This window comes from Komagataeibacter europaeus, from assembly GCF_002173515.1.
GTDB lineage: Bacteria > Pseudomonadota > Alphaproteobacteria > Acetobacterales > Acetobacteraceae > Komagataeibacter > Komagataeibacter europaeus.
Map to the genome: position 1 here is coordinate 2,377,501 of NZ_CP021467.1, position 25,982 is coordinate 2,403,482.

At 61.9% G+C, this 25,982-nt stretch carries 26 protein-coding genes and 1 tRNA gene (1 of these 27 running past the window's edge); 11 read left to right on the top strand and 16 right to left on the bottom strand.

Annotation, left to right across the window (positions count from 1 at the left end; all coding sequences use genetic code 11):
• The 7 genes from clpB to miaA form a co-directional block, all read right to left on the bottom strand.
• Positions 1–2,095, bottom strand: the 5' portion of a protein-coding gene (gene clpB / locus S101446_RS10955; RefSeq protein ID WP_019090675.1) for an ATP-dependent chaperone ClpB. 509 nt of this gene lie to the left of the window's left edge; 2,095 of the gene's 2,604 nt are visible here — the first part of the coding sequence; its start codon is at positions 2,093–2,095; its stop codon lies off the left edge, out of view.
• Positions 2,096–2,432: 337 nt separating this feature from the next.
• A complete protein-coding gene (locus S101446_RS10960) occupies positions 2,433–3,497 on the bottom strand; it encodes an aldo/keto reductase (RefSeq protein WP_087608362.1) in 1,065 nt (354 codons plus the stop codon).
• Between the two features lie 180 nt (positions 3,498–3,677).
• On the bottom strand, positions 3,678–4,406 hold the full coding sequence (locus S101446_RS10965; protein ID WP_010510062.1) for a fumarylacetoacetate hydrolase family protein: 729 nt from the start codon (positions 4,404–4,406) through the stop codon (positions 3,678–3,680).
• A 144-nt stretch (positions 4,407–4,550) separates the two neighbouring features.
• On the bottom strand, positions 4,551–5,570 hold the full coding sequence (gene ilvC, locus S101446_RS10970) for a ketol-acid reductoisomerase (RefSeq protein ID WP_010510063.1): 1,020 nt from the start codon (positions 5,568–5,570) through the stop codon (positions 4,551–4,553).
• Between the two features lie 52 nt (positions 5,571–5,622).
• Entirely contained in the window at positions 5,623–6,138 is a 516-nt protein-coding gene (gene ilvN / locus S101446_RS10975) for an acetolactate synthase small subunit (RefSeq protein WP_010510064.1), read from the bottom strand.
• Between the two features lie 103 nt (positions 6,139–6,241).
• On the bottom strand, positions 6,242–8,062 hold the full coding sequence (ilvB, locus tag S101446_RS10980; protein ID WP_087608363.1) for a biosynthetic-type acetolactate synthase large subunit: 1,821 nt from the start codon (positions 8,060–8,062) through the stop codon (positions 6,242–6,244).
• A 72-nt stretch (positions 8,063–8,134) separates the two neighbouring features.
• Positions 8,135–9,139, bottom strand: a complete 1,005-nt coding sequence (gene miaA, locus S101446_RS10985; protein ID WP_087608364.1) for a tRNA (adenosine(37)-N6)-dimethylallyltransferase MiaA — start codon at positions 9,137–9,139, stop codon at positions 8,135–8,137.
• Positions 9,140–9,169: 30 nt separating this feature from the next.
• Between miaA and serB the strand changes: the two genes are divergently transcribed.
• Entirely contained in the window at positions 9,170–10,078 is a 909-nt protein-coding gene (gene serB / locus S101446_RS10990) for a phosphoserine phosphatase SerB (protein ID WP_087608365.1), read from the top strand.
• Here serB and S101446_RS10995 read toward each other — a convergent pair.
• Complete coding sequence (locus S101446_RS10995; RefSeq protein ID WP_087608366.1) at positions 10,068–11,027, bottom strand: cation diffusion facilitator family transporter; 960 nt, start codon at positions 11,025–11,027, stop codon at positions 10,068–10,070. The two genes, serB and S101446_RS10995, sit on opposite strands and share 11 nt — an antisense overlap.
• Before the next feature lie 142 nt (positions 11,028–11,169).
• On the opposite strand from S101446_RS10995, the gene S101446_RS11000 reads away from it, so the two are divergent.
• A complete protein-coding gene (locus tag S101446_RS11000; RefSeq protein WP_087608367.1) occupies positions 11,170–12,021 on the top strand; it encodes a carbon-nitrogen hydrolase family protein in 852 nt (283 codons plus the stop codon).
• Complete coding sequence (locus S101446_RS11005) at positions 12,018–12,821, top strand: NAD kinase (RefSeq protein ID WP_039794569.1); 804 nt, start codon at positions 12,018–12,020, stop codon at positions 12,819–12,821. The genes S101446_RS11000 and S101446_RS11005 overlap by 4 nt, the downstream gene beginning before the upstream one ends.
• A gap of 28 nt (positions 12,822–12,849) precedes the next feature.
• Here the strand turns inward: S101446_RS11005 and S101446_RS11010 are convergent, their stop codons facing one another.
• From S101446_RS11010 to S101446_RS11030, 5 genes are all read right to left on the bottom strand, one after another.
• Entirely contained in the window at positions 12,850–13,554 is a 705-nt protein-coding gene (locus S101446_RS11010) for a M48 family metallopeptidase (protein ID WP_087608368.1), read from the bottom strand.
• A gap of 154 nt (positions 13,555–13,708) precedes the next feature.
• A complete protein-coding gene (locus S101446_RS11015) occupies positions 13,709–14,197 on the bottom strand; it encodes a YcgN family cysteine cluster protein (protein WP_010510073.1) in 489 nt (162 codons plus the stop codon).
• Positions 14,198–14,232: 35 nt separating this feature from the next.
• Complete coding sequence (locus tag S101446_RS11020; protein ID WP_208620516.1) at positions 14,233–14,697, bottom strand: hypothetical protein; 465 nt, start codon at positions 14,695–14,697, stop codon at positions 14,233–14,235.
• Positions 14,697–15,725, bottom strand: a complete 1,029-nt coding sequence (locus S101446_RS11025; protein ID WP_087608370.1) for an extracellular solute-binding protein — start codon at positions 15,723–15,725, stop codon at positions 14,697–14,699. Before S101446_RS11025 ends, S101446_RS11020 begins: the two co-directional genes overlap by 1 nt.
• A gap of 44 nt (positions 15,726–15,769) precedes the next feature.
• Positions 15,770–16,885, bottom strand: coding sequence for an ABC transporter ATP-binding protein (locus tag S101446_RS11030; protein ID WP_010510079.1), 1,116 nt, complete (start codon positions 16,883–16,885; stop codon positions 15,770–15,772).
• A 99-nt stretch (positions 16,886–16,984) separates the two neighbouring features.
• On the opposite strand from S101446_RS11030, the gene S101446_RS11035 reads away from it, so the two are divergent.
• The 8 genes from S101446_RS11035 (at position 16,985) to S101446_RS11075 (ending at position 22,698) form a co-directional block, all read left to right on the top strand.
• The gene (locus S101446_RS11035) at positions 16,985–17,242 is read left to right on the top strand and encodes a hypothetical protein (RefSeq protein WP_010510081.1); all 258 of its coding nucleotides are present in this window, start codon (positions 16,985–16,987) and stop codon (positions 17,240–17,242) included.
• Between the two features lie 40 nt (positions 17,243–17,282).
• Positions 17,283–17,717 (top strand): hypothetical protein, encoded by a 435-nt coding sequence (locus S101446_RS11040; RefSeq protein ID WP_010510083.1) that lies wholly within the window; start codon positions 17,283–17,285, stop codon positions 17,715–17,717.
• A 179-nt stretch (positions 17,718–17,896) separates the two neighbouring features.
• Entirely contained in the window at positions 17,897–18,370 is a 474-nt protein-coding gene (locus tag S101446_RS11045) for a MarR family winged helix-turn-helix transcriptional regulator (protein WP_010510085.1), read from the top strand.
• A 226-nt stretch (positions 18,371–18,596) separates the two neighbouring features.
• Complete coding sequence (locus tag S101446_RS11055; RefSeq protein WP_010510087.1) at positions 18,597–18,791, top strand: DUF1656 domain-containing protein; 195 nt, start codon at positions 18,597–18,599, stop codon at positions 18,789–18,791.
• Positions 18,792–18,819: 28 nt separating this feature from the next.
• Positions 18,820–19,731, top strand: coding sequence for an HlyD family efflux transporter periplasmic adaptor subunit (locus S101446_RS11060; protein WP_010510089.1), 912 nt, complete (start codon positions 18,820–18,822; stop codon positions 19,729–19,731).
• 16 nt (positions 19,732–19,747) lie between these two features.
• Positions 19,748–21,274 carry an efflux transporter outer membrane subunit gene (locus S101446_RS11065; RefSeq protein WP_087608371.1) on the top strand — a complete coding sequence of 509 codons (1,527 nt, stop codon included), beginning with the start codon at positions 19,748–19,750 and terminating at the stop codon, positions 21,272–21,274.
• A 218-nt stretch (positions 21,275–21,492) separates the two neighbouring features.
• Positions 21,493–21,577, top strand: a tRNA-Leu gene (locus S101446_RS11070).
• A 368-nt stretch (positions 21,578–21,945) separates the two neighbouring features.
• Positions 21,946–22,698, top strand: coding sequence for an HNH endonuclease (locus tag S101446_RS11075; RefSeq protein WP_157684848.1), 753 nt, complete (start codon positions 21,946–21,948; stop codon positions 22,696–22,698).
• 304 nt (positions 22,699–23,002) lie between these two features.
• Here S101446_RS11075 and S101446_RS11080 read toward each other — a convergent pair whose 3' ends face one another.
• The 3 genes from S101446_RS11080 to S101446_RS11090 form a co-directional block, all read right to left on the bottom strand.
• Positions 23,003–23,728, bottom strand: coding sequence for a class II aldolase/adducin family protein (locus S101446_RS11080; RefSeq protein WP_010510093.1), 726 nt, complete (start codon positions 23,726–23,728; stop codon positions 23,003–23,005).
• Between the two features lie 80 nt (positions 23,729–23,808).
• Entirely contained in the window at positions 23,809–24,879 is a 1,071-nt protein-coding gene (locus S101446_RS11085; protein ID WP_010510095.1) for an isopenicillin N synthase family dioxygenase, read from the bottom strand.
• A complete protein-coding gene (locus tag S101446_RS11090; protein ID WP_019086002.1) occupies positions 24,876–25,739 on the bottom strand; it encodes a sugar phosphate isomerase/epimerase family protein in 864 nt (287 codons plus the stop codon). The genes S101446_RS11085 and S101446_RS11090 overlap by 4 nt, the downstream gene beginning before the upstream one ends.
• Positions 25,740–25,982: the final 243 nt, after the last annotated feature.

Sequence of the window (25,982 nt, forward strand, 5' to 3'; positions counted from 1 at the left end):
CAAGCACCTGCAGCAGGATGTTGAAGACATCTTCATGCGCTTTCTCGACCTCATCGAACAGGATGACCTGATAGGGCCTGCGGCGAACCGCTTCGGTCAGCACGCCACCTTCCTCATACCCGACATAACCGGGAGGGGCACCGACCAGACGGGCAACCGCGTGCTTCTCCATGAACTCACTCATGTCGATACGCAGCAGGGCCTTCTCGTCATCGAACAGGAAGCGGGCCAGCGCCTTGCACAGTTCCGTCTTGCCCACACCCGTCGGGCCAAGGAACAGGAACGAACCGATGGGACGGTTGGGATCTTGCAACCCGGCGCGGGCACGGCGCACGGCGTTCGACACTGCCTTGAGCGCAGGTTCCTGACCCACAACGCTCTTGCGCAGTTCGTCTTCCATGCGCAGCAGCTTGGCGCGTTCACCTTCCAGCATCCGGTCCACCGGCACGCCGGTCCAGCGCGACACGACAGCGGCAATGCCCTGATCGGTCACGGTATCGCTGACCATGCCATCGCCCTTGCTGATCTGGTCAGCTTCTTCCTGCGCCTTGGCAATCTGGGCCTGAAGCTGCGGCAGGCGGCTGTACATCAGTTCCGATGCACGGCCCAGATCCCCCTTGCGCTGGGCGATCTCGATGTCCGAACGGACCTGGTCCATGTCTTCCTGCAGCTTCTGCACCGCGTTGACGCGGTCCTTTTCAGCATGCCAGGCAGCGGTAAGGGCATCGGACTTTTCCTGCAGTTCCGACAGTTCGGCTTCCAGCTTGACCAGGCGTTCCTTGCTGGCCGCGTCGTCTTCCTTGCGGATGGCTTCGCGTTCGATCTTGAGCTGGATCAGGCGACGATCGAGTTCATCAAGCTCCTCGGGCTTGCTGTCGATCTGCATACGCAGACGGCTTGCAGCCTCATCCACAAGGTCAATGGCCTTGTCGGGCAGGAAGCGGTCGGTGATGTAGCGGTTGGACAGCGTGGCCGCCGCCACCAGGGCGTTATCGGAAATACGGATACCATGATGGAGTTCGTATTTTTCCTTGATCCCGCGCAGGATGGAGATGGTGTCGGCCACCGTCGGCTCACCCACATAGACCGGCTGGAACCGGCGGGCCAGGGCCGCATCCTTCTCGATATACTTGCGGTATTCATCCAGCGTCGTGGCACCGATACAGTGCAGCACGCCACGGGCCAGTTCCGGCTTGATCAGGTTGGAGGCATCCATCGCGCCATCACTGCGGCCTGCACCCACAAGGGTGTGCATTTCGTCGATGAACAGGATGATCTGGCCTTCAGCCGACTCGATTTCCTTCAGGACCGCCTTCAGCCGTTCCTCGAACTCACCACGGAACTTCGCACCGGCGACCAGCGCGCCCATGTCGAGCGAGAGCAGCTTCTTGTTCTTCAGCGCTTCGGGCACATCACCATTGACGATACGCTGCGCCAGCCCTTCGACGATGGCGGTCTTGCCCACACCCGGCTCACCGATCAGGACGGGGTTGTTCTTGCTGCGGCGGGCAAGGACCTGAATGGCGCGGCGGATTTCCTCGTCACGGCCGATCACGGGGTCCAGCTTGCCCTGCAGCGCAACCTCGGTCACGTCACGGGCATATTTCTTCAGCGCGTCAAAATTGGCTTCTGCGTTTTCGCTATCCACGGTGCGTCCCTTGCGGATGGTGGCAATGGCTTTTTCCAGCGCCTGCGGCGTCGCACCCCCTGCACGCAGGGCCTGACCGGCCGGGGTCTCGGACGCGGCGATGGCAGCCAGCAGGCGGTCCTGCGCCACATATCCGTCGCCCGCCTTCTGGGCTGCCTGTTCGGCTGCGTCCAGTACGCGCACCAGTTCGCCCGTGGCACTGGGCTGACCCGCGCCACCGCCCTGTACTTTGGGCAGCTTGGCAAGAGCCGCTTCATTCGCCGCCGTAATGGCGGGAACCTGCCCACCGGCTGCGCGGATCAGGGCGGCAGCCGCCCCCTGATCATCATCCAGCAGGGCCTTGAGCAGGTGCTCCGGCGTCAACTGCTGGTTGTAGTCCCGCATGGCGATGGTCTGTGCCGCCTGCAGGAAGCCGCGCGACCGTTCTGTAAATTTCTCGATATTCATCTATTCCCTCGTCCCTTTCAATCAGGCGACATAACAGGTGGTGCCTTTGCGCCGTCCCTCAACAGGCAACGGCATGGCGCTGGATTCCAGATGGGATCAACTGGATGTTATTACAAGATATCGGGCGTGGATTTCCTTCCCCTGTTTCCTGTCATACCGCATTGGGCGGCCCGGATTTCCATGGGGGATAGCTGATCATTGCCTGTGGGTTCGCAACCTTGATCCATGTCAAGATTGCCGTGTCTTATCAACGGGCCGGCCATTCACCCAGCGGCAATACCGCATGCAACCGACAGGTTTCCCTGCCCTGTCGGGGGCAGGGAAAGAAACATCTGCCCTACTTGCCTTTCCTGGCGACCGTCGGGCCAAGCAGCAGCAGATCAGCGGCCGAAAGCCGGTCCGATGCGGTGCTGGCCTGATGCCAGAACGGGTAGAGTAGCGGCGGCGCGCTGGCGTCATCCAGACGGCTGATTTCCTCTGCTGTCAGGTTCAGTTCGGCGGCCTTGAGGTTGTCGATCAGCTGCGCCTCGGTCCGCGCGCCAATCACGATGGAGGTCACCGCCGGACGCTGCGCCACCCATGCCAGCGCCACCTGTGCCGCCGAGATACCGCGTGATTCGGCAATGCTGACCAGCACTTCGACCACGTCATACAGCTTTTCGATATCATGGACCGGGGGCTCGCCCCAGTTCTCGATCTGCCGCGTTCCCTGTGGCTGGGGCTTGCCGCGCCGGTATTTGCCCGACAGCAGGCCGCCCGCCATGGGACTCCAGACCTGCACGCCGATCCCCTGGTCCACCGCCACGGGCAGGAGTTCGTATTCCGCGTCCCGCGCCTGCAGGGAATAATAGATCTGCTGCGCCACCGGCGCGATCAGGCGGTTGCGTTCCGCCGTGGCCAGCGCCTTCATGATGTGCCACGCCGAGAAGTTGGAAACCCCCGCATAACGGATCTTGCCCGACCGGGTCAGTGTATCCAGCGCCTCCAGCGTTTCATCCAGCGGGGTCTGGCCATCCCATTCATGCAGGTAGTACAGATCGATATGGTCACGTCCCAGCCGCTTCAGGCTGGCCTCGCACGCACTGACCAGATGATAGCGTGACAGACCCGCGTCATTGGCCCCCCTGCCCATGGGGAAACGGGCCTTGGTGGTCACCATGATGTCGTCGCTGCGGCCCTTGAGTGCCGCGCCAAGGATTTCCTCCGACACGCCGGTGGAATAGATGTCGGCGGTATCGAACATGTTGATCCCGGCATCAACACACAGGTCGATCTGCCGACGCGCACCGGCAAGGTCGGTATCTCCCGTCTTGGCGAAGTCACCCTTGCCGCCAAATGTCATCGTCCCCAGCGTAAATGCCGAAATCCGCAGGCCGGAGCGGCCAAGCTGACGGTATTGCATGTCTTTTCAATCCTTCTTCATGAAGAGATCCGGAAGACTGTCTGTGGAACATCGTGAAAATTGTAAAAAGGCTTCAGGTAACGCCGCCTTTTTAAAAAAAAGGCAGCACCCAAGAACTTTCTGTTTCCAGACAGTCTCCCAATGGCTGGCGCACGGCATGACAGCCCGCGCCGCAGGTATTCAGGCGGTATAGGTGACGTTCAGTTCACCCACACCGGCACAGGTGGCATGCAGCACATCGCCACGCCGGACCGGTCCCACCCCCGATGGGGTGCCGGTCATGATCAGGTCACCGGGAGCAAGGGCGACAAAGCGACTCAGGCAGGAAATGATCTCGGCCACGGACCAGATCATTTCCACCAGATCGCCCTTCTGCCGGGATTCACCATTCACGCTCAACGTAATGGCGCCCCCTTCGGGGTGGCCACAGACCGATGCGGGAACGATGGATGAAATGGGACAGGACTGGTCAAACCCCTTGGCCAGTGACCATGGCCGCCCCGCCTTCTTGGCGGCGGCCTGCAGGTCACGCCGGGTCATGTCCAGGCCCACGGCATAGCCATAGATATGCGACAGCGCCTTTTCCACGGGGATGTTCTCCCCCTCACGTCCGATGGCCGCCACCAGTTCCACCTCATGATGCAGGTCGGACGTACTGACCGGAAACGGCAGCAGGCCGCCACCCGGCACCACCGCATCACCTGGCTTGGAAAAGAAGAAAGGTTCGGAACGTTCGGGGTTGCTGCCCATTTCGCGCGCATGGGCAGCGTAGTTCTGCCCCACGCACCATATCCGCCGGACGGGAAAGACACCCGCACGCCCCTCCACTGGCACAACGGGAAGGGTGTAGGGGGGAATCACGTAATCCGTCACGGTACGGTGCTCCTGCTGTTCATATCCGGCGCGCATGGTGACACCACGCCCCGGTCCGTGTCACGGCAAATGCTGGCAACAGCAGGAAAAGCCGACATAAAAAAAACGCCAGCCGGGACAGCCCGGCTGGCGTCTGGAAAAAGGAATGGCGCGCCATCCCCGATCCCGGTCGTGCGATGATCAGTTGCGGGCCTTGTCGACCAGCTTGTTCTTGCCGATCCACGACATCATGGCGCGCAGCTTTTCGCCCACCTTCTCGATCTGGTGTTCGTTGTTGCGGGCGCGGGTGGCCTTGAAGCCGATGTTGCCGGACTGGTTTTCCAGAATGAAGTTGCGCACGAAGGTGCCATCCTGAATGTCGGTCAGGATCTTCTTCATCTCGACCTTGGTTTCCGGCGTGATCACGCGCGGGCCGGACACGTATTCACCATACTCCGCCGTGTTGGAGATGGAGTAGTTCATGTTCGCAATGCCGCCTTCGTAGATCAGGTCCACGATCAGCTTCATTTCGTGCAGGCACTCGAAATACGCCATTTCCGGCGCATAACCCGCCTCGACCAGCGTCTCGAAGCCCGCGCGGATCAGTTCAACCAGACCACCGCACAGCACGGCCTGCTCACCAAACAGGTCGGTTTCGACTTCTTCCTTGAAGGTCGTCTCGATGATGCCCGCACGGCCACCGCCATTGGCGGATGCATAGGACAGCGCGATTTCCAGCGCATTGCCCGACGCGTTCTGCGCCACGGCCACCAGCGACGGCACGCCGCCACCCTTCTGGTATTCGGAACGCACGGTGTGGCCCGGGCCCTTGGGCGCGATCAGGAACACGTCCAGGTCGGGACGGGCTTCGATGATGCGGAAATGGATCGCCAGACCGTGGGCGAACGCAAGCGCCGCACCCGTCTTCAGGTTCTTTTCCAGTGATTCCTTGTACAGCGCGCCCTGGCCCTCATCGGGGGTCAGCACCATGACCACGTCGGCCCACTTGGCGGCGTCGGCGGGGGTCATCACCTTGAAGCCGGCGGCTTCGGCCTTGGCAACAGCCTTTGATTCGGGACGCAGGCCGACAACGATGTCGGTCACGCCCGAGTCCTTGAGGTTGTTGGCATGGGCATGGCCCTGGCTGCCGTAACCGATGATGGCGACCTTCTTGCTCTTGATCAGGTTCACGTCGGCATCGCGATCGTAATAGACGCGCATGGTCTTGCTCCTTGGGAATGAAAAACGAATCGATCAGGTAAAAACGCGACCCTTACAGGATTGCCGCGCCACGGGCGATGGCGGCGACACCCGTGCGCGACACCTCGGCCAGGCCAAGGGGACGCATGAGGTCGATAAAGGCATCGAGCTTGTCGGTCGCACCCGTCAGTTCAAAGACGAACGAAGTGGCCGAGGCATCAACAGGATGGGCGCGGAACGCCTGCGCGATGCGCAGGGCATCGGCGCGGCGTTCGCCACTGGCGATCACCTTGACCAGCGCCATTTCACGCGCAACGTGGGGTTCCGCCGCCGTCATGACCGACACCCGGTACACCGGCACCAGACGCGCCACCTGCGCGCGGATCTGTTCCAGCACGCGCGGGGTCGCCGTGGTGACGATATTGATGCGCGACTGGCGGCCGGTTTCATCAACCGGGGCCACGGTCAGGCTTTCGATATTGTATCCACGACCGGAAAACAGGCCGATGACACGCGCCAGCGCACCGCTTTCGTTTTCGACCTGAATGGAAATGACCGCGGAGACCGGGCTCTCCTGCTGCGTGGTCATGATGGTGTTTCCTGACTGCTGAAGACGCCGGCATGCAGGCTGCATGCCGGCAGGAAAGGACAGAGGCGCCCGGCAGGTGAAACCCGCCGGGACAGACGGGCGATCAGACCAGCATGCGGCCTTCGGCGCTGATCTCGTCATCCTGATCGGGACCGAGCAGCATCTGGTTATGCGCCGCCCCCGACGGGATCATGGGGTAGCAGTTTTCATCCTGCGCAACACAGATGTCGGCCACCACCGGACCCGGATGGGCCAGCATTTCGGCAATCACGCCATCCAGTTCCCCCACGCAGGTCGCCCGCAGGCCGCGCCCATGGAAGCTTTCCGCAAGCTTCACGAAGTCCGGCAACGCCGCGCTGTAGCTTTCGGAATACCGTGATTCATGCAGCAGTTCCTGCCACTGGCGCACCATGCCCATGTACTGGTTGTTCAGGATGAACACCTTAACCGGCAGGCGGTACTGCGCGATGGTGGACAGTTCCTGAATGTTCATGAGCGTCGAGGCCTCGCCCGCGATGTCGATCACCAGCGCATCAGGGTGGGCGACCTGCGCACCAACGGCAGCAGGCAGGCCATAGCCCATGGTGCCCAGACCACCCGAAGTCAGCCAGCGATTGGGCCTGTCAAAGCCGAAATGCTGGGCGGCCCACATCTGGTGCTGGCCCACCTCGGTCGAGACATAGGTGTCACGCCCGGTGGCGGTCGCCATTTCATGCAGGCGGCGGATGGCGTATTGCGGGCGGATGATCGCATCGGGCGCCATGTCCTGCGAAAAGCCGAGGCTGTCGATCTTCCGCCATTCACTGATCTGGTGCCACCACTGCGCGACATCGATCGGCTGGCGGGTATTGGCGGGGGTGCAGTCCCATTCCTCCAGCATCATCTCGATCACGCGCCGCGCGTCACCCACGATGCCGACATCCACCCGCACGATCTTGTTGATCTGGCTGGGATCGATATCCGCATGGATCTTGAACGAACCGGGCGAGAACGCATCCAGCCGCCCCGTCACGCGGTCATCAAAGCGCGAGCCAAGCGCGATCAGCACGTCACAGTCATGGGTGGCCATGTTGGCTTCGTACGTGCCGTGCATGCCCAGCATGCCCAGGAAGCGACGGTCGCCCGCAGGCATCGCCCCCAGACCCATGAGCGTGGACGTGCAGGGAAAGCCCGTCTTTTCCACCAGGCGGCGCAGGGCGGTGGAGGCCTCGGGCCCGGCGTTGATGATGCCGCCACCGGTATAGAACAGCGGACGGCGCGCGCCCTTCATGGCGGCCACGGCACGGGCGATCACGTCCCGCCCCGGCTCGGTCTGCGGGTGATAGGACGGATGCGGCACGCGCGGCGCGTCACTGTAGGGCGCGGGACCGACCATGATGTTCTTGGGCAGGTCGACCAGCACCGGGCCGGGGCGGCCGCTGCGCGCGATATGGAAGGCCTCATGCACGCAGGGGGCCACCTCCTCCGCCCGGCGGACAAGATAGTTGTACTTGGTGGCCGGACGGGTGATGCCCGTGGTGTCGGCTTCCTGAAAGGCGTCGGTGCCGATCAGCGGCACGCCCACCTGACCGGAAAAACACACGACCGGAATCGAATCCAGCATGGCGTCCAGCAGGCCGGTCACGGTGTTGGTCGCACCGGGGCCACTGGTCACCAGCACCACGCCCACCTTGCCGGTGGACCGGGCATAGGCTTCGGCCGCATGCACGGCCGCCTGTTCATGACGGACCAGTACATGGCGAATTGCGTTCTGGCGGAACAGCGCGTCATAGATCGGCAGGACCGCACCGCCGGGATAGCCGAAAATGACTTCGACCCCCTGTTCGACCAATACGCGCAGAAGCACTTCCGCACCGCTGAGTACGGTCGTGTCCGTGCCAGTGGCGTGATGCTTCAGGTCTGTCTGGTGCGATGCTGCGTTCATGTTCCTGCTCCTTCGCCCAAAGCCGCCGGAACAATCCGGCCAGCTACAGGAGGCGAAATCCCGGGGCCGGGTTTACGGAAACCCTTGGCCCGCGTCAATGCGGTTAATAACAAAAGAAATGATTTTATTGCTCCATCTTTCCATTTGTTGCGCGGTTTCGCATTTTTCAAACCGTTTTTCATATAAAAACGTGTCCATCTCCGCCGCCAGCGCGTGATGGGCGAACCATGTCGCCTGCCGTTTCGTGTATTGCCCGGTCAGGCGGACGGCCTGCTGCACGGCCGTGGCCATATCCATTTCGCCCCGCAGCACGGCGGCCAGTTCGGGCACGCCATGGGCACGCATGGCAGGCAGGGCCGGGGGCAGGTCCTGCGCCAGCAGGCGGGCGACCTCATCCATTGCGCCAAGGTCGAGCATGGCCTGGAACCGGCGGGCGATGGCGGCGCGCAGCACATCCCGCGGGGGATGCAGGCGTATGGCGACAAAACGCGCGGGCAGTGGGGGCAGCACCGCTTCACGCCGCCACCAGACCAGCCCATGGCCGGTAGCCGCGTGTACTTCCCATGCGCGCGCGATGCGCTGGCCATCGGTCGGGCGCAGGGTGGCGGCGGTTTCGGGGTCGCGCTGGCGCAGCATCTCATGCACGGCCTCCGGTCCCAGGCGATCGACCATGTCACGCGCCTGCGCACGAATGGCGTCGGGCGGCTGGGGAATATCCGCCAGGCCATCGGTCAGCGCGCGGAAATACATGCCCGTGCCGCCACAGAATACCGGCACCCGGCCCGCATCCCATGCGGCGTGGGCCGCAGCGATGGCCTGCGTGCGCCACCATGCGACACTGCCGGGTTCCGCTGCCGGCAGCACGCCGTACAGCGCATGGGGCACGCTGGCTTCCTCGGTGGCGTCGGGCCGGGCTGTCAGGATACGCAGGTCACGGTATACCTGCATCGAATCGGTATTGATGATGGTACCGTTCACCTGCCGTGCAAGGGCCAGCGCAAGTGCGGACTTGCCCGAACAGGTCGGACCCGCCACGATCACCGCCATGCGCGCCCGCCCGGCAGGGGGGCGTGTCATTGTCTCTCACCTGTCATATACCCGGACCCCATGGCTGATTCCTCTTCCTTCTCCCATACCCTTGTACTGGTGGCCAACCGTGGCGCCACATCCCTCACGCCGGTTGATATCCAGGCCGCGCGTGACCTGGTGCGTGGCGGTGTTCCCGTCACCCTGTCGGAAGGGGAAGCGGTCGAAATCGGCTGCGCTGCCCCCGCAACATGGATGCAGCCGGATATCGGGGCCATGCGGGACGTCTTTGCCGGGCGTGGGATGGACGTGCTGGTAACGCCACGCGACAACCGCCGCAAGCGCCTGCTGGTGGCGGACATGGACAGCACCATCGTCAGTTGCGAAACGCTGGATGACATCGCGGCCCATGCCGGGATCGGGGAAAAGATCGCCGACATCACCCGGCGGTCCATGAACGGGGAAATCGAATTCGAATCCGCGCTGCGCGAGCGCGTCGCCCTGCTGCGCGGCCTGCCGGTCAGCCTGCTGGAACGGGCGTGGCAGGATGTGAAGCTCAATACCGGCGCCGTGGAGCTGGTGCGCACCATGCGTGCGAACGGTGCACGCACGGCGCTGGTGTCAGGCGGGTTCACGTTCTTTACCAGCAGGGTGGCGGCCCTGTGCGGCTTTGATGAAAACCACGCCAATACCCTGCTGGATGCCGACGGCATGCTGACGGGCACGGTGGGGCAGCCCATCCTCGGCCCGGATGCCAAGCTTGCGCACCTGCGCCGCCTGGTGGCCGCAGGTGGTCTGGACATGGACGACGCCATGGCGACGGGCGATGGCGCAAACGACCTTGCCATGCTGCGCGTGGCCGGTGCGGGCATCGCCTTCCATGCCAAGCCCGCTGTCCGGCGCGAAATCACCAGTCAGGTCAATCACACCACCCTGCGCACCCTGCTGTTCGCACAGGGTTACCGGGCGGATGAATTCGTCACGGCGTAGGCACGCTGCCGCTGGCGGCCGTGCCCGGGGGCTGGGTGCGGCTGTCCTGTGCCTCGATGAAAACACGGGTCACTTCGGGATAGGCCTGCTTGATCTGGTGTTCCAGCGCGCTGACCACGATTTCCACCTGTCCCGCCGTCATGTCGTTGCGGAAATCAAGGCTGATCACCACCAGCACGTCACGCGGGCCGAAATGCAGGGAGCGGATTTCATTCAGCCGCTCCACCCCGCTGGCGGCCAGCGCCATGCGGCGCAGGGCTGCCAGCACCTCCGGCGCGACACCTTCGCCAGTCAGCAGTGACTGTGATTCCCGCGCAAGGAACGCCGCCGTCACCGCAAGGATGCACGCGATGATGATGGACGCCACGCCATCCAGCACTGGCATCTCCAGCCATTCGGCAAGGATATTGCCCAGAAGGGCCACGCCAAGGCCGCTGAGTGCCGCCGTATCCTCGAACAGGACAGTAAACACGGTAGGGTCCTTGCTCATCTGCACGGCCTCGACCCAGCCACGACGGCCCTTGCCTTCCTTGCGGAAGGTCCGCAGCGCCATCAGCCAGACCGAACCCTCGAACACGATGCTGGCCATCAGCACGACGTAATTGACCAGCACATGCGCCACGGGCTGTGGATGGATGATGTGGATGATCCCTTCATACAGGGAGACACCGGCCCCCAGCCCGAAGATCAGCAGCGCCACCACAAAGGTCCAGAAATACAGTTCCAGCCCGTAGCCGAACGGATGCATGGCCGTGGCCGGTCGCGTCGCGCGCCGCATGCCGACCAGCAGCAGCCCCTGGTTGCCGGTATCGATCAGGGAGTGGATGGCCTCGCTCAGCATGGAGGCGCTGCCGGTCATGAACGCGGCGGCAAACTTGGTTGCCGCCACCAGCAGGTTGCCACCAAGGGCGGCGAAGATGACAGTTCGGGAAGATGAGGAATGCGCCATTGATTTTTCAATATGAAGTACGGCCACATCCTATCGCGCCGCCACGGCTTTTAACAGGGCGCACGATCAGGCCATACCGGTTGCGGGCGCGGGCCTGCCTGTCCTATGGTCGGGGGCCAATGCCCACGGAGTACGTATCCTGATGCGCACCACTGTCATCCAGATGGCGCCCGGCGCATCCGCGCCCGATAATATCGAACACGCCCGCGCACTGATTACCGCCGCCATCACCGCGGACAAGCCCGACCTTGTCATGCTGCCGGAAATGTGGAGCTGCCTTGGCGGCACCCGGGACATGAAGTTCGCGGCGGCCGAAACCCTGCCCGCCCCCGATGGCACGGGGGAAGCCGGGCCGCTGTACCGGTTCCTGTCAGGTATCGCACGCGAACATGGCGTCATCATCCATGGCGGGTCCATCGGGGAACGGCATGGCGACAGGCTGTTCAATACCGCGCTGCTGTTTGATGCAAGGGGACGTGAACGCGCGCGCTATCGCAAGATCCACCTGTTTGATGTCACCACGCCCGGGGGCGAAGGCTACCGCGAAAGCGATACATACGAACCCGGTTCGGATATCGTGACGGCACCGCTTTCCGCCGACCTCACGGCGGGGCTGGCCATCTGCTACGACATCCGCTTCCCCGCGCTGTTCCATGCGCTACGGGCGCGGGGGGCGAACGTGCTGCTGGTGCCTGCCGCCTTTACGGTGGAAACGGGGCTGGCGCATTGGGAAACGCTGCTGCGCGCACGCGCGATCGAAACGCAGTGCTGGATGGTCGCCTGCGGTACCACCGGCACCCATACGGATGAAAATGGCCAGAAGCGCCGCACGTACGGCCATTCCATGATCATCGACCCGTGGGGCACCATCGTGGCCCAGGTTTCGGATGGACCGGGGTGGAGCACCGCGCGCCTTGAGCGCACGGTAACCGACAGCATACGCGAACGCATGCCGGTCATGGCGCATCACCGCCTGTCCATCCACACCCCATGAATGACATGTCGTACCCGGGCTGGGCCGATGGGTACCTTCCAACGAAGCTGAGCTTTGCCGCGGCCCCGAACGAAAGCGCGCAGCTGTGGCTGGAACGTCTGGTCGGGCAGTACGGCCAATGCCCCCCGGAGGAAGCGGATGCGCTGGTCTGCCTGGGTGGCGATGGCTTCATGCTGGAAATGCTGCATACGACGCTGGGGCGCAACCTGCCGGTATATGGCGTCAACTGCGGGACGGTGGGGTTCCTGATGAATCCCGCCGTGCCCGATGACCTGCCCGCCCGCCTTGCCACGGCGCAGGCGGCCATCCTGCACCCGCTGCGCATGAAGGCCACGACGATCGAGGGCAGATGCATCCATGCCCTTGCGCTGAATGATGTATTCCTGTTCCGCCAGACACGGCAGGCGGCGAAAATCCGCATCGGGGTGGATGGACGCGTGCGCATGCCCGAACTGATATGTGATGGGGTGCTGATTTCGACACCGGCGGGATCAACCGCCTACAACCTGTCCGCGCATGGGCCGATCGTGCCGCTGTCGGCCAACCTGCTGCCGCTTACGCCCATCAGTGCGTTTCGCCCGCGCCGGTGGCGGGGCGCGCTGCTGCCTTCCACCGCGCAGGTGCGTTTCGACATTCTGGAAACCGACAAGCGCCCCGTGGCCGCCGTGGCGGACTTTACCGAAGTGCGCGATGTCATTTCCGTCGAAATCAGCGAAGCGCGGGAACTGCAGACCACCGTGCTGTTCGATCCGGGGCAGAGTCTGTCGGAACGGATCATAACCGAACAGTTCACCGCGTAAGATATCTCTTGAAAAGTAATGAAAGATTTTAGACCGGGGCGATCCGGTGCAGGCTGGCGCCATGGTCATGCAGCCATTTTTCAGCCTGACGCCTGTGCGGGGTCAGCCGGTCCACCAGCAACCAGAAATCCGGCCCGTGATTCATGTGCCGCAGATGCGCGAGTTCATGGGCAATGATGTAATGCTGCACCTCCAGCGGCGCCATGACCAGCCGCCAGCACAGCATGATCGACCCATCGGATGAACAGCTGCCCCACCGGCTTTTCGTATCGCGCAGCCTGACCTGTGTCGGTTTCAGGCCGCAGGATTCGGCCTGTGCGCGCAGGCGGGCGGGCAGGCGGGCCTGCGCCTGTGCGCGCAGGTAGGCGCTGACGCGGCGGGGGACGAATTCTTCAGCACCGCTGACATGCAGCACCCCGTCTTCCAGCCATACGCCACGCCGTGCGTCGGGACAGTGGCGGATTTCATGGCGCCGCCCATCCAGCACGACATGGCCGCCATGGCACAGGTCAACAGGCGGCGGCAGGCGTGACAGCCCCGCCGCCACCCATGCGGAATGCGCGCGCAGCAGCGCCAGCCCATCCGTCCGCCGCGCGCCGCGCGGCAGGGTAATAACGACATGCCCGCTACGTGGATCGATCCGCATGGAAATACGCCGCGCCTGCCGCGACGCCCGCCAGCAGACCGTGACCTGCCCGGACGCGATGGGCACGACCTCCGTTCCGGCTGTCACCGCATCCCTGCCGTTAAAGACTGTTTCAGAATCCTGCCCATGAAACCGTCCCGCTCAATTCATAAGGAAGTTCTTGGCGAAGCTTTTTTCAAAAAGCTTCACGGAATGCTGTCTTTAAAAAAAGCGGCACCCGAAAACCTTTACTGTTTTTTCATCAGCGCCGGGGCGGACGCGTGCGGCAGAATGCATCCCGCGGGGCTTCACCCGGCCAGTCAACCACGTGGTCCTCCAGCATGCCCGCCTTGCGTTCACTGATCACCCTGCCGCTTACGGACACGCCTGCCTCATGCACCGTGTCACGGGTGCCGGACACCAGCGGGTGCCACCATGGCAACGGCTCCCCATCACGCACCAGCACATACCCACAGGTTGGCGGCAGCCAGTCGATATCCGCCAGCATTTCTGGCGTCAGGCTGATACAGTCCTGCACCCGGCGCTGGCGGTGCTCATAATCGGTACACAAACAGGACGTGGTATCCAGCAGGCGACAGGCGACATCGGTAAACAGGACTTCGTCCGTCTCGTCCTCACGCAGCTTGTGCAGGCAGCACCGGCCGCATCCATCGCACAGCGACTCCCACTGCGTGGTAGACATCTGCTCAAGGGGTGTCGTTTCCCAAAATGGCGGTGTCTCATCTGTCATGGTCGTGGTCCTGCCGTGTCAAATCCATAAAATCTTCAATGCGCGGCCACTGCCGCCATGGCGCATAGCGCGATCATACCGAACGAAAACGCCATCACCCCAGCCACCGGCAGGCCCAGCAGCGGCAGCCAGAGCAGCCGAAAACGCATGTTCGCGTCCGCCCCCAGACCGCCGGCCGTGCGTGACAGGCCCGGCGGAATCCGGTCCAGCACCCGCAGCAGCGGCCACATCGCGGCGGGCGCGATACACAGGCCCTGCATGAGACATCCCGCCACACCGCCACCATGCGCAAGGCATGGCCACCATACCGCCAGACCCAGTCCCGGCAACAACAGGCAAAGCAGCATCCCGCGCAGCAGCACGCACCACGCGGGCCATGCCCGGTACAGCATCACATGCACTACCAGTACCAATCCGCATGCCACCACAAGACCCAGTGCGATACAGGCTCCATCCAGCCCCATCACTGCAGCCGGGCGGACGGCAAGATCAGGCAGCATCAGCCCGCATCCCGCAACCATGTGTCAAAGCGGCGTGACAGGTCCGGGTAGTGTGCCTGCCAGAACTGCACATCCACCGGCAACGCCACGGACGCAGGCAGGGATGCGGGCGGCGTTGCGGCGGGATAGCGCGCAAGGAACGCGGCCTGCTGGTCAGGCTGGATGATAAAGTGCAGCAGGTTGCGCGCCTGCCCCAGCCGGAAGGCCGACTGTCCGGCCACCACACCCCATGACAGGCCATAGGACAGCGCCATGTCCGTATTGATGCCGATCCTGTCCCTGTAGCGTGTGGCAATGCTGCGCACCGCGTCACCGGGCGCGCTGCCCATCAGCACCTGCCCGCGTTCAAGGATGCTGGTGGCATCCGCCGGGGTGGACCACCACGTGATATAGGGGCGAAGCTGGCTCAGCTTGCGAAAGGCGCGATCGACACCCTGCGGGGTGGCAAGCTGGTTATAGACATCACCCGGCGCCACGCCATCGGCCATCAGCGCGATTTCCAGCGTGGTGCGCGGGTCACGCCGCAGGCCACGCTTGCCGGGAAAACGCACGATATCCCAGAAATCGGCCCAGCGTGGCGCAAGCCTGCGCCGTGTCTGGTCCCACGCCACCACCACCTGGGCTGTCATGCCCGGCACGCCGCACCCGTCAGGGTTGGTGGCGCTACCAGCCAGGTGAATGACCAGTTCGCGCACGCAGGCGGCGCGGATGGTGGTATCCTCGGCAAAGACCAGTGACCATGTACCCGTGCGCCCCGCATGCAGCCCATGCCCGTCCAGTTCCGCCAGGGTGCCGTTCCATGCCTGCCGCACCACCGGCTGGCGGGACGCCCGCGCGAAAGGCTGGAGGAAGGCCGCATTCTGCGCCTGCGTCATTTGCGACTCCGTACTCGCGACCACAAGGGCGGCCTTGTGCCGCACGGGGGTCGCAGCAATAGCCGGGGCGGACCAGACGGATGGGACGGAGGGGGCCACCAGCAGGCAGAACAGGCCGATACGGATGCGGGAACGGGACGCAGACTGGAACACGGACAGGAAACAATCCTTCAGGCAGGGGCGAAGAATGCCGGACGCTACCCCATTTCACCACGGAACGGAAAGGCAATTGCCTGCCCCGGCTGCCACGCCAGCATGGCCACCTGCCCTGCCGCCACGCGCTGCAGGGCGGGGGTGGGCGGACGGCGCGCCAGCAGTTCCTCCCCATTCGCCAGCCTGAAACGCAGCAGCACATGATCGCCCATCTGCCGCATGTCCGTCAGGGTCGCCTCCAGCACTGGCGGCCCGTCGGGGTCGGCGCCCCCCGCCATGCCGGGGCGTGAGGGAAACATGACCGCGATCCGGTCCGGCCGGATGCACAGCGTGGCCAGCTGGTCCGCCTCCACCCCCGGCGCCGCCATGGCTTCGACCGGCAGGCCACCGGGCAGGTGGGCAAGGGCCACGTCATCATCGACACTGGCCACGCGGGCTGTCAGGCTGTTGGCATGGCCAAACCCGGTCGCCACCCGGTCACACGCGGGACGGTCGAACAGGTCCAGCGCCGTACCAAGCTGCACGATCTCCATGCCATCCATATAGGCAATGGCATCACCCAGCAGCAGCGCGTCCTCACGCTCACGCGTCAGCAGCACCACGCACAGGCCGCGCGCGCGCACCAGCCGACTGACCAGACGCCGCATGGCCACGCGCCCCGCGGGCGGCAGGGGGGTAAACGGATCGTCCAGCACCAGGACGGGCGGTTCGAACACCAGGACGCGGCCAATCATGACACGCAGCGCCTGTTCGGGCGAAAGGGTGGCGGGGCGGGCATGTTCCAGCCCATCCAGTCCCAGCAGCGCCAGCACGGCGCGCACCCGTGCCGCCACGGCGTGCGATTCCTCCCCCCGCGCGCGCAGCGCAAAGGCCAGGTTGGCCTGAACCGTCATGTGGGCGAACAGCGGATCGCGCCATCCCACCAGCGCGCATGGCCGCCGGTCGGGCGGCAGGCCGGTCACGTCAATCCCGTCAACCATGACCTGCCCCCCACAGGCGGGCGCATGGCCCGCCAGCATGTCCGCCAGCACGCACAGGCAGTCGGCCCTGTCATTGACAACCGTCAGGCACGTGCCCGCCGCGGCAGAAAAAGACAGGCCCGGCGCACCGGAAAAGGCCCGGAGTGCGTTGACAACCAGCCGAATGGAGAAAGGAGACATGCGATAACAGAAACCTGACTGGGGAGATAACGCGTTATAAGCAATGGTTACCTCCTTACCAGAGGATTGTTGGCTTCACTCGTCACAAAGGAAACGATCATGAGCAAGACCGAAACCATCAAGCACGTCACCCACGAAGACCTGCAGGCCCTGAAAGGCCACATCGAGAACCTGCTGCATACGCACGGCAGGCAGGCCCTGCATGATGTCGCCAGCAAGGCGGAGCACCTGGCGGGCCAGGCACGCGAAAACCTGGCGGAACACGCACCCAAGAAGGGTGGCTCACGCGCTCGTTCGCTTGTGGCTATCGCCATTTTCTCGGTGATCGGCTATTTTCTTGGCCGCGCAACGAAATAAGGCTTTCTAGCCTGCTGCAACCAGAGGATACGCGAGCATCATGAGAATAGGCGAAATCGGTAAAACCATCATTGAAGGGGAACTGACCCTACGCAAGCTGATGGCGATCCGTCTTGGTCGTCAGGCTGCATTCCTGGTTGTGGCGGCTATCTTTGCTTTTTTCGCAGTCATCTCGGGCCATGGGCTGCTGTGGGCCTTCTGTTACCAGACAATGGGCTTCAGCGCCCTTGGTTCGGCTGCGGCCGTATTCGGGGCGGATCTTCTGGTGGTTGTCATGGGGCTGGTCATGGGACGGCGTTCCTACATGACGCCGGAGGAAATCCGCGTGCGATTCGCACGTGAACACGCCCTGAACGAACTGCGGCAGACCGTTGCCCTGTCCGCCGTGGCCACCACGGTTGCCGGTCCGCTGACCCGCCATACCGGCCGGGCGGTTTGGAACCTGTTCAAGGCCATGACGGGGCGCGGGAAATAACCCCCCAGGCCACCGGCCCACGCAGTCTGGCAATGATCCACGTCATTGCCAGATAGTATCCATGCTGAAATTGCATTGGCTCACTTTGTCGTTTTCTGGAAACGTGCAGCTTCCGGATATACTAAGCACGCAAATGGTTTGCATGCTTAATAATTGTATGTCCCAGCTGGCGGAACAGAATGCCCGATCTGGAGCGCAACGAGAAGGAACTGTCGTTTGGTCGCCGTCTCGCCCGGCTTGGCGCCGCGTGGCGCAGGCAGGTTGACCGCGACCTGCAGGAATACGGCCTGACAGAAGCGACGTGGCGGCCTGTGCTCTACCTTGGCCTGCTGCCGCCGCCGGTCCGTCAGACCGATCTTGTGCGCGCCCTTGAAATCGAAGCCCCGTCCGTTGCCCGCCTGCTTGATGTACTGGAACGCCGTGATCTGGTGTTCCGTTCCCCCGACCGTGACGACAAACGCTCCAAACTGGTCAGCCTGACGGAAAAGGGCGAACGCACCGCACGTCAGGTCCGCCATGCGGTGGAAGCCGTGTCCAACCGCCTGCTGCATGGTATTTCCACCCCTGAACTGCAGGCCTGCTATTCCGTCTTTGAACGGATCGAGGCCAATCTGTGCAGCCGGACCGGCACCCCGGGCGGGGGACAGGCATGACCCCCCTTTCCCTGCCCATCCCATTGCGTTCCCCTGCCCCGGCACTGCCTGCATGGGGGCACCCGATGCCACGACGGGATGTCCCGTCCTTGCAGTTTGTCTCCATTGCCGGTTTCTTCCATGCGTCTGGTCGGCTACAGATAGCGACGGGCAGGAATACAGTCCGTCATGGCCTGTCCGTGCCTGCTCCTCCTTCAACGGGACCGTTCGGAATGAGAACCGCCTGATGCTGAGCGAATTCAACCTATTCGGTGTCTTCATGGCGCCGATTGTCGTCTATGCCGTGGCTGCCCTGCCTGTCACCATGCTGCTGCGATCGCTGTTATGGTGGTGCGGCATAATGAAATGGTTCTGGCATCTCGCCCTGTTCGAGGTTGCGCTATACACTTGCGTCCTCTGCCTGATGATCCTGTACATCTGACTGTCCCAAGAAGGTTCGAGAAATCCCCATGCCCCTCCTGCGCACCCTGATCCGTGTGGTCCTGACCCTGGCGGTCGTGACGATGGCCATCGTCATGGGCGTCACCTTATGGGACACCTACATGATTGCCCCCTGGACACGTGACGGACGTGTCCGCGTCTATGTCGTGGACGTGGCGCCGGAAGTGTCGGGAACCGTGGTGCAGCTGCCCGTGGTCGACAACCAGTTCGTGCACCGGGGCGATCCCCTGTTCGTGCTTGACCCCGTGCGTTTCCGCCTGGCCATACGCGAGGCGCAGGCCCGTCTGGACGGGGCGCTGGAAGACCTGAAGCTCAAGCAGAATGATGCACGCCGCCGCATGGGACTGGGCGGTATCGTGTCGGCGGAAGAACAGGAAGTCTTCAACTCGAACGTGGCGACGCAGATCGCGTCGGTCGATGCGGCGCGCGCGGCCCTTGACCTGGCCAAGCTGAACCTGCAGCGCTCCATCCTGTATTCCCCGGTCAACGGCAACATCACCAACCTCAACCTGCGGGTGGGTGATTACGTCACGGCGGGCCATGCGCGGCTGGCGGTGATTGACGCCGACTCCTACTGGGTCAACGGCTATTTCGAGGAAACGAAGATGTGGGGCGTGCATGTGGGTGACGATGCGCGTGTCAAGCTGATGGGTTACAAGGACATCCTGCCCGGTCATGTGGTCAGTATCGCCCGCGGTATCAATGACCAGAACGGCAGGCCCGACGGCCTCGGGCTGCAGGATGTCAGCCCGATCTTCACATGGGTGCGGCTGGCGCAGCGTATCCCGGTCCGTATCCACCTGGACCATGTGCCTGACAGCGTGACACTGGCGGCCGGCATGACCGCCACGATCAGCGTCGGTCCCCAGTCCCGTACCCAACGCGGCCGTCTGACGACATGGCTGCAAGACCACCTGTAAGGCGCCGGGCACGATCATGAACATCAACGCAGTTACCCGCCGGACCGGCCTGTTCCTGACATCGGCCATTTTCCTGGCCGGTTGTACGGTAGGCCCCCGCTACCAGCCCGACCGGATGAAACCCCCGGCCAAATTTACCGAGGATGACCACGCCGCCACCCCCGAGGAAATCGAGGAAACCAACAAGGAACTGAAACAGTGGTGGCACCTGTTCAAGGATCCTGAACTCGACAAGCTGGTCGACAAGGCGATTACAGGGAATTACAACCTGCAGGTCGCGGGCCAGCGGATCATGGCCGAACGCGCGATCCGTGACGTGCAGGCATCGCAGTGGTATCCGCAGGTGGATACGCAGGCATCCGCCGGTAATGTCCGGTATTCGATCAATATCGACAACTGGCCGCTGCGTCCGGGTACAGCTGCCGGGTCTGCAAACCAGCCACAGGCCGCCTATCTGGGTTATGGCTTCAGCGCCAGCTGGCAGATTGACGTGTTCGGTCGCATCCGCCGCAGCGTGGAAGCCGAGAACCGCGCGGTCGAGGAATCGATCGAGGACCGTCGCGCCGTCATGGTCATGATGCTGTCCGAACTGGCCGGTGACTACATGATGTTGCGCGACCAGCAGTTGCGGCTGGAAATCGCCAACAACAACATCCACGTCGCACAGGACGCCTATGACCTGACCAACCGCCTGTACCTGGAAGGCGTGGGTAACACCATGCAGATCGCGCAGGCCAAGGCGGAACTGGATTCGCAGACGGCGGCACGTGAACCGCTGAAAACCCATATTTCCCAGATCACGCATGCGATTGACGTGCTGATGGGGCAGATGCCCGGCACATCGGAACTGGAACTGAAGGTAGCCAGGCCGCTACCGCCGGTTCCGGAATTCCCGTCCACCCTGCCGTCCATGGTCATCGCCAACCGTCCCGATATCCGCAAGGCGGAACGCACCTATGCCGAAGCGACGGCGCGTATTGGCGTGGCCGTTGCCCAGCTTTACCCGAACTTCACCATTCCGCTGAACTTCAATCCCAATGCATCGGCCCTGTATCAGGTGTTCCAGATGGGCGGCATGAGCTGGCAGTTCCTGATGATGGCGTCCCTGCCGCTGATGCATGGCGGGAAATATACCTCCCAGATCCGCATGGCGCAGGCTGCGGCCGAAGCCAGCCGGCTTGCCTATCGCCAGTCCGTCCTCAACGGCTTCAAGGAAGTCGAGGATGCGATGGCCGCATGGCATGATGATGAAGAACACACCGAACTGCTGGCCAAGGCTGCGGAAGACAGCTCATTGGCCAGTGAGCGCGCGCGCAAGCTGTATGCCGCCGGCCTGGTCGGGTTCCTGGAAGTGCTGACAACCGAACGCACGACCCTGAATGCCCAGAACGCCGAGGCCATGGCGCGGCTGGAACGCCTGCAGGATGCCATCAACCTTTACACGGCGCTGGGCGCAGGCTGGCAGGGGATTGCCCTGACCAATACCACCCTGCCCGTATCACTGGAAAAGCAGAATATCCTGGCCCGCGCTTTCCAGCAGTAATACAGCCGCTGCCCTGCTGGCCGCCGCAATGGTGGGCCAACAGGGCAGGTATCCTGCCTGTGAAGGGTCCAGTCCGATCCCATCACGTTACATGGTCCGTTCTTTGTAAACTGGTCCAGGCTGCCGCGATCCATGAATAGGGCGCTGACAACTTAATTCGATAAAATCATGCCCGATGATTGTCCTGCGCCCTGCATATGCTAAACAGGTCCGCATATGCGAGCTTGGCGGAATGGTAGACGCACGAGACTTAAAATCTTGCGCCCGCAATAGGGCGTGCGGGTTCGAGTCCCGCAGCTCGCAGATCTAGTTAATTGTAACCACTGATATGTTCGCTAAATCTATGAAGAAATGATTTTTCTTCATAATTATTTCCTATAAAATAGGAAAATGGTTTAGTTTGGTTGATGCAATCATTACTGAATTACTATAGCAATACCATTTAATAAAATTAACCATACATTATATTCTTATTGTCACATAGTTCTCTAGCTGCAAATTCATTAAGATTAAGTGATTATCGGATTTCTAACGTATGGGAGCATTGTGAAACGATGATAACATTCGAGAATATCGTTCACACATGCGACAATCTTATGGGTCTCAAACCAGTCTGGGGACTTTCGGAAGAACCAGTCATGTGCTTTTCCAAAAAATGGAGAGCAAAATCAGTGGCCGAACGATCCTTGACCCAGCACTATTTTGTTACAATTGGTGCGGGTTCTAACGTGCCCCAGAAATTCAAGGGCAGAATTCTGGAACTGGTAAGAGCGACAGGGAAATACGGCGAAACAGCCGCTTTTGTCCGAAATTCCGTGCTAAAAGAGAGACTCTCGCAGTGGCCTTTTGCGATAGTTACGTCCGAAACGTATGATGTCATCGGCCATCCAGACATCCTGAGCGATGTAGGGCTTCCGGATAAAAAAATCATAACCAATGCATATGATAGCGTTTATCGCGACGAAGAACGCATCCATCTTTTTTGGGAAAAGATTAAGGATTTTCCAGTCAGACGCAGAACAGACGTAATAGCTCCACCCGGTTTTTATGATGATGGAAAGGTGGAATATTCATCAACATTCTACCCAAGATTGAAATTCACATCATCGGAAGGAAAGCGGGTATATAAACTTTCATGCCAGGTAGAGCGTTCGCCAGAACTTAAAAAGGCTGCGAAACTGGCAAATCGAGAACGCAATGATGGCAAACTCGTTTGCGAAGCATGTGGCTTCTCTGACGAATCGGCAGGAATGTTTGATGCTCATCATATTAGCCCAGTCGCCTGCGGCCAACGTGACAGCACCATAGATGACTTGTCTGTTTTATGTCCCACTTGCCACCGATGGGCACACGTCAAAGGTGATGACGCATTAGCCCCCCTTCCCGTCTCACTGCTGCAGCAGATCAGGGGAACGCAGAAATAGGTGATAGTGGCCGCTTGATTTCCCCACATTCCTTCTCCAAGGTGCCTTCAGTGCCAAGAGATGGATGAAGAAGCATTTGGCGGATTTCCAGTGATTCTAGCGTGATGTGAAGTGCGGGATCATGAGAATTCGAGTCCCGCAGCTCGCAGATCCTACGGACATCATGACCGTGCGCCGGAATGTCCGTTTCGCAGGCTGACTTAAGCGACCTGTTCATTCCCCCTGAAAACGGACGTCACGCAGACAGGCCCACAGGCATGAATGTTGCCTGCGGGCCTACCAGAACGCATGACCTATGACCGTATCAGTCCCTGTAATCCGGCTGTTCACGATCGAGCTTGCGGCGCAGGGCCTGCCAGATCAGGCGGCCCTGATCGGGATCATCATCAAACTGCTTTTTCGCGCGCAGGATCTGCGTCTCGGAGGGAATGTGCAGCGGCACCCCCGTCGCCTGCGCCGCGATCTGAATGCTGCAGGCCTGATTCAGATAATACATGCGGTAGAATGTATGCGCGACGGTCGTGCCGACGGTCAGCAGTCCATGGTTCTGCAGAATCAGCGCATTACGGTCACCAAGGTCGCGCACCAGACGCTCGCGCTCGCTCAGGTTATCATCCGCCGCAATCCCCTCGTAGGGATGAAAGGCGACACTGCCGTAGAATTCCATGTTGATCTGGTTCAGCGGCAGGACATTCTGGTCCTGTGCCGCCACCACCATGCCGGGAATGGTATGGGTATGCATGACGCAGGCGGCATCGGGCCTGCTGCGGTGGATGGCGGAATGGATGACAAACCCCGCCGGGTTGATCGGCCATGACGTTTCCTGCCTGGGCAGGCCGTCCGCATCCACCACGACCAGGGAACTGGCGGTAATTTCCTCGAACAGAAGACCGTAGGGATTGACCAGATAGGCATGATTTGGCCCCGGCAGACGCACGGACAGGTGCGTATAGACAAGGTCGGTCATGCCGAAATGCGCGATCAGGCGATAGGCTGCTGCCAGATCCTCACGCAGGGCCTGCTCTGTCATGGCAGATGATGTAGCCGGTGCAGTAGACATGATGTCGGAAAATCCCATCCTGTAGCAAATGCCTGGCCGCCGTGGCGGGATCAGGCCTTATCGTTTTTTGCGCGCTTGAAATGCCCGAACGTGGCCACCTTGCGCGCACCCGTGGGCAGCGACAGCGTCCCGTCCGCCACGCGACGGACAAGGTACTGATAGGTCTGCAGCGCCTGCGCCCACATGTGTTCCCCGATGGTAATGGTTTCATAATCCTGCGCGCCATTGGCGAAGGCTGGCAGCGGCTGGATCCTGGTATGATAGTCGCAGGCATAGAACAGGGGAAAGGAATATCGTTCCGCCGGGACGCTGCGGACACGATGCGCCGTCGCGACAAAGGCCCCCGCGGTCATGACTTCCAGCATGTCGCCGATATTGACCACAAAGGCGCCCGGTACCGGCGGCGCGTCAATCCAGTCGCCATTGCCGTTCATGACTTCCAGCCCCGGCTGGTCCGCCAGCAGGATGGTAAAGCATTCATAATCGGTATGCGCGCCAATCCCGGGCGCATCCTTTACATCCGCATCATACGGATAATGGATCATGCGCAGTTTGGACGGCGGGAAATTGGCGTGGTCATCGAAATACGTTTCCGGCAGCCCGAGCGCCAGGGCAAAGCCACGGAACAGCGTGCGGCCCAGCGCGAAAACGGATTTGTAATACGCCTCGGCTTCCGCACGGAAACCGGGCACGGTGGGCCAGTTGTTCGGCCCCAGAAGCGGCGTGCCCGCCTTGACCAGCGGGTTATCGGCCGGAACCTCGAACCCGATGTCAAAGGCTTCCTTATGGTCGGGACGGCCCTTGCTGTAGACTTCCTCGCCTTCCGGCACGTAGCCCTTATGCGTGGCGGACGTGCCGATGTAGTATTTCATCTTTTCTTCGTAAGGCAGCGCGAAGAAATCCCGCGCCGCCTTGCGCACGCCCGCGATCTCGGCATCCGGCACCTGATGGCCGGAGATATAAAGGAAGCCGACATTGCGCGCCGCCGCCCCGAGTTCCTCCGCCACGGCCTGCCGTGCGGCAAGGTCAGGACTGTACAACCCCGCGATATTTACAACGGGAATGGAAGTAAAGGTCTCGACGTGACCGGGTTTTACCGTATCCTGTATGGTAGACGTCATGACGCGTTATCCTGTTGCCTGGTCGATATGAAGTCCAGAAAATGCTGGCGTTCCGTCTGCCCCATCCACACATTCAGCCCCCACAGGTCGGCCACCGGCGCATTGGTGAAGGGAAGCGTGTGCAGGTAGCCATCCGGCCCGCATTCGGGGGTCAGGGTGGTGGTGGTGTAGCCCCGCGCCATCTGGGACTGCCAGACCTTTTCCCAGAACTGCTGGTGAAACCGCAGGGCAGGCTGGTATTCGGGGGCCGCCGGATGGGGCACCTGCGGTCCCTGGTCATATCCCACGCGGGCCTGCACATGATGGACCCGGCTGACAAAGGCGCTGAAATCATCCAGCGGGTCATCAAGCAGCCGTTCGCAGGTCACGACCCAGTGGCTGATATCGGTCGTGAACAGCACGTCAGGATGCTGGCGGATGACCTCCAGCGTCATCCACGGGCTGGACAGGATGCGCGCGCGATGGGTTTCGAAACTGCACAGCAACCCGGTATCGCGTGCCACATCCTGCGCCCGCGCAATGAATTCGACCTGCTGGGCCGCATTCCACCGGTCATTGCCACCCAGCACGTTGATGAAACGGGGTGACATGGGCACCGCACGTTCCAGTATGGCGCGCAGGTCGGTGACATGGTCATCCACGCTGGCCGCTTGACGGGGCAGCACGCCACCACCGGTCATGGCGATGCCGATATAGGGCACGCCTTCGCCGCGCAGGATCCGCGCGCATTCGGCCGCCTGTGCCGCAGTGGGTGGGATACGTGCCTCGATCCCGTCAAAACCCGCCGCCCGCATATCGGCAACGGGCTGGTCCCACGGACGGGTATCGCCCCACAGCGTCTTGAAGACATCCAGTTGCATCAGTTGACGCTCCCCGGCGTGGAACAGATGGAAAAGCCGAACGGGATCGAGGCACGGATCATGTAATGCAGCTACCCCCTCAATAGACGCGGAATGATATGTTTATGCAACGACGATCAACCGTTGCGGTCATATGTGTAAATAGGAATTTTCCAAAGTACACTTAGGCACGCACGGCACCAAAGGCAGACCAGGCAAAAAGCGGTATCGCGTCATTTGCCCGATCGGTCGGCGGCCTGTATC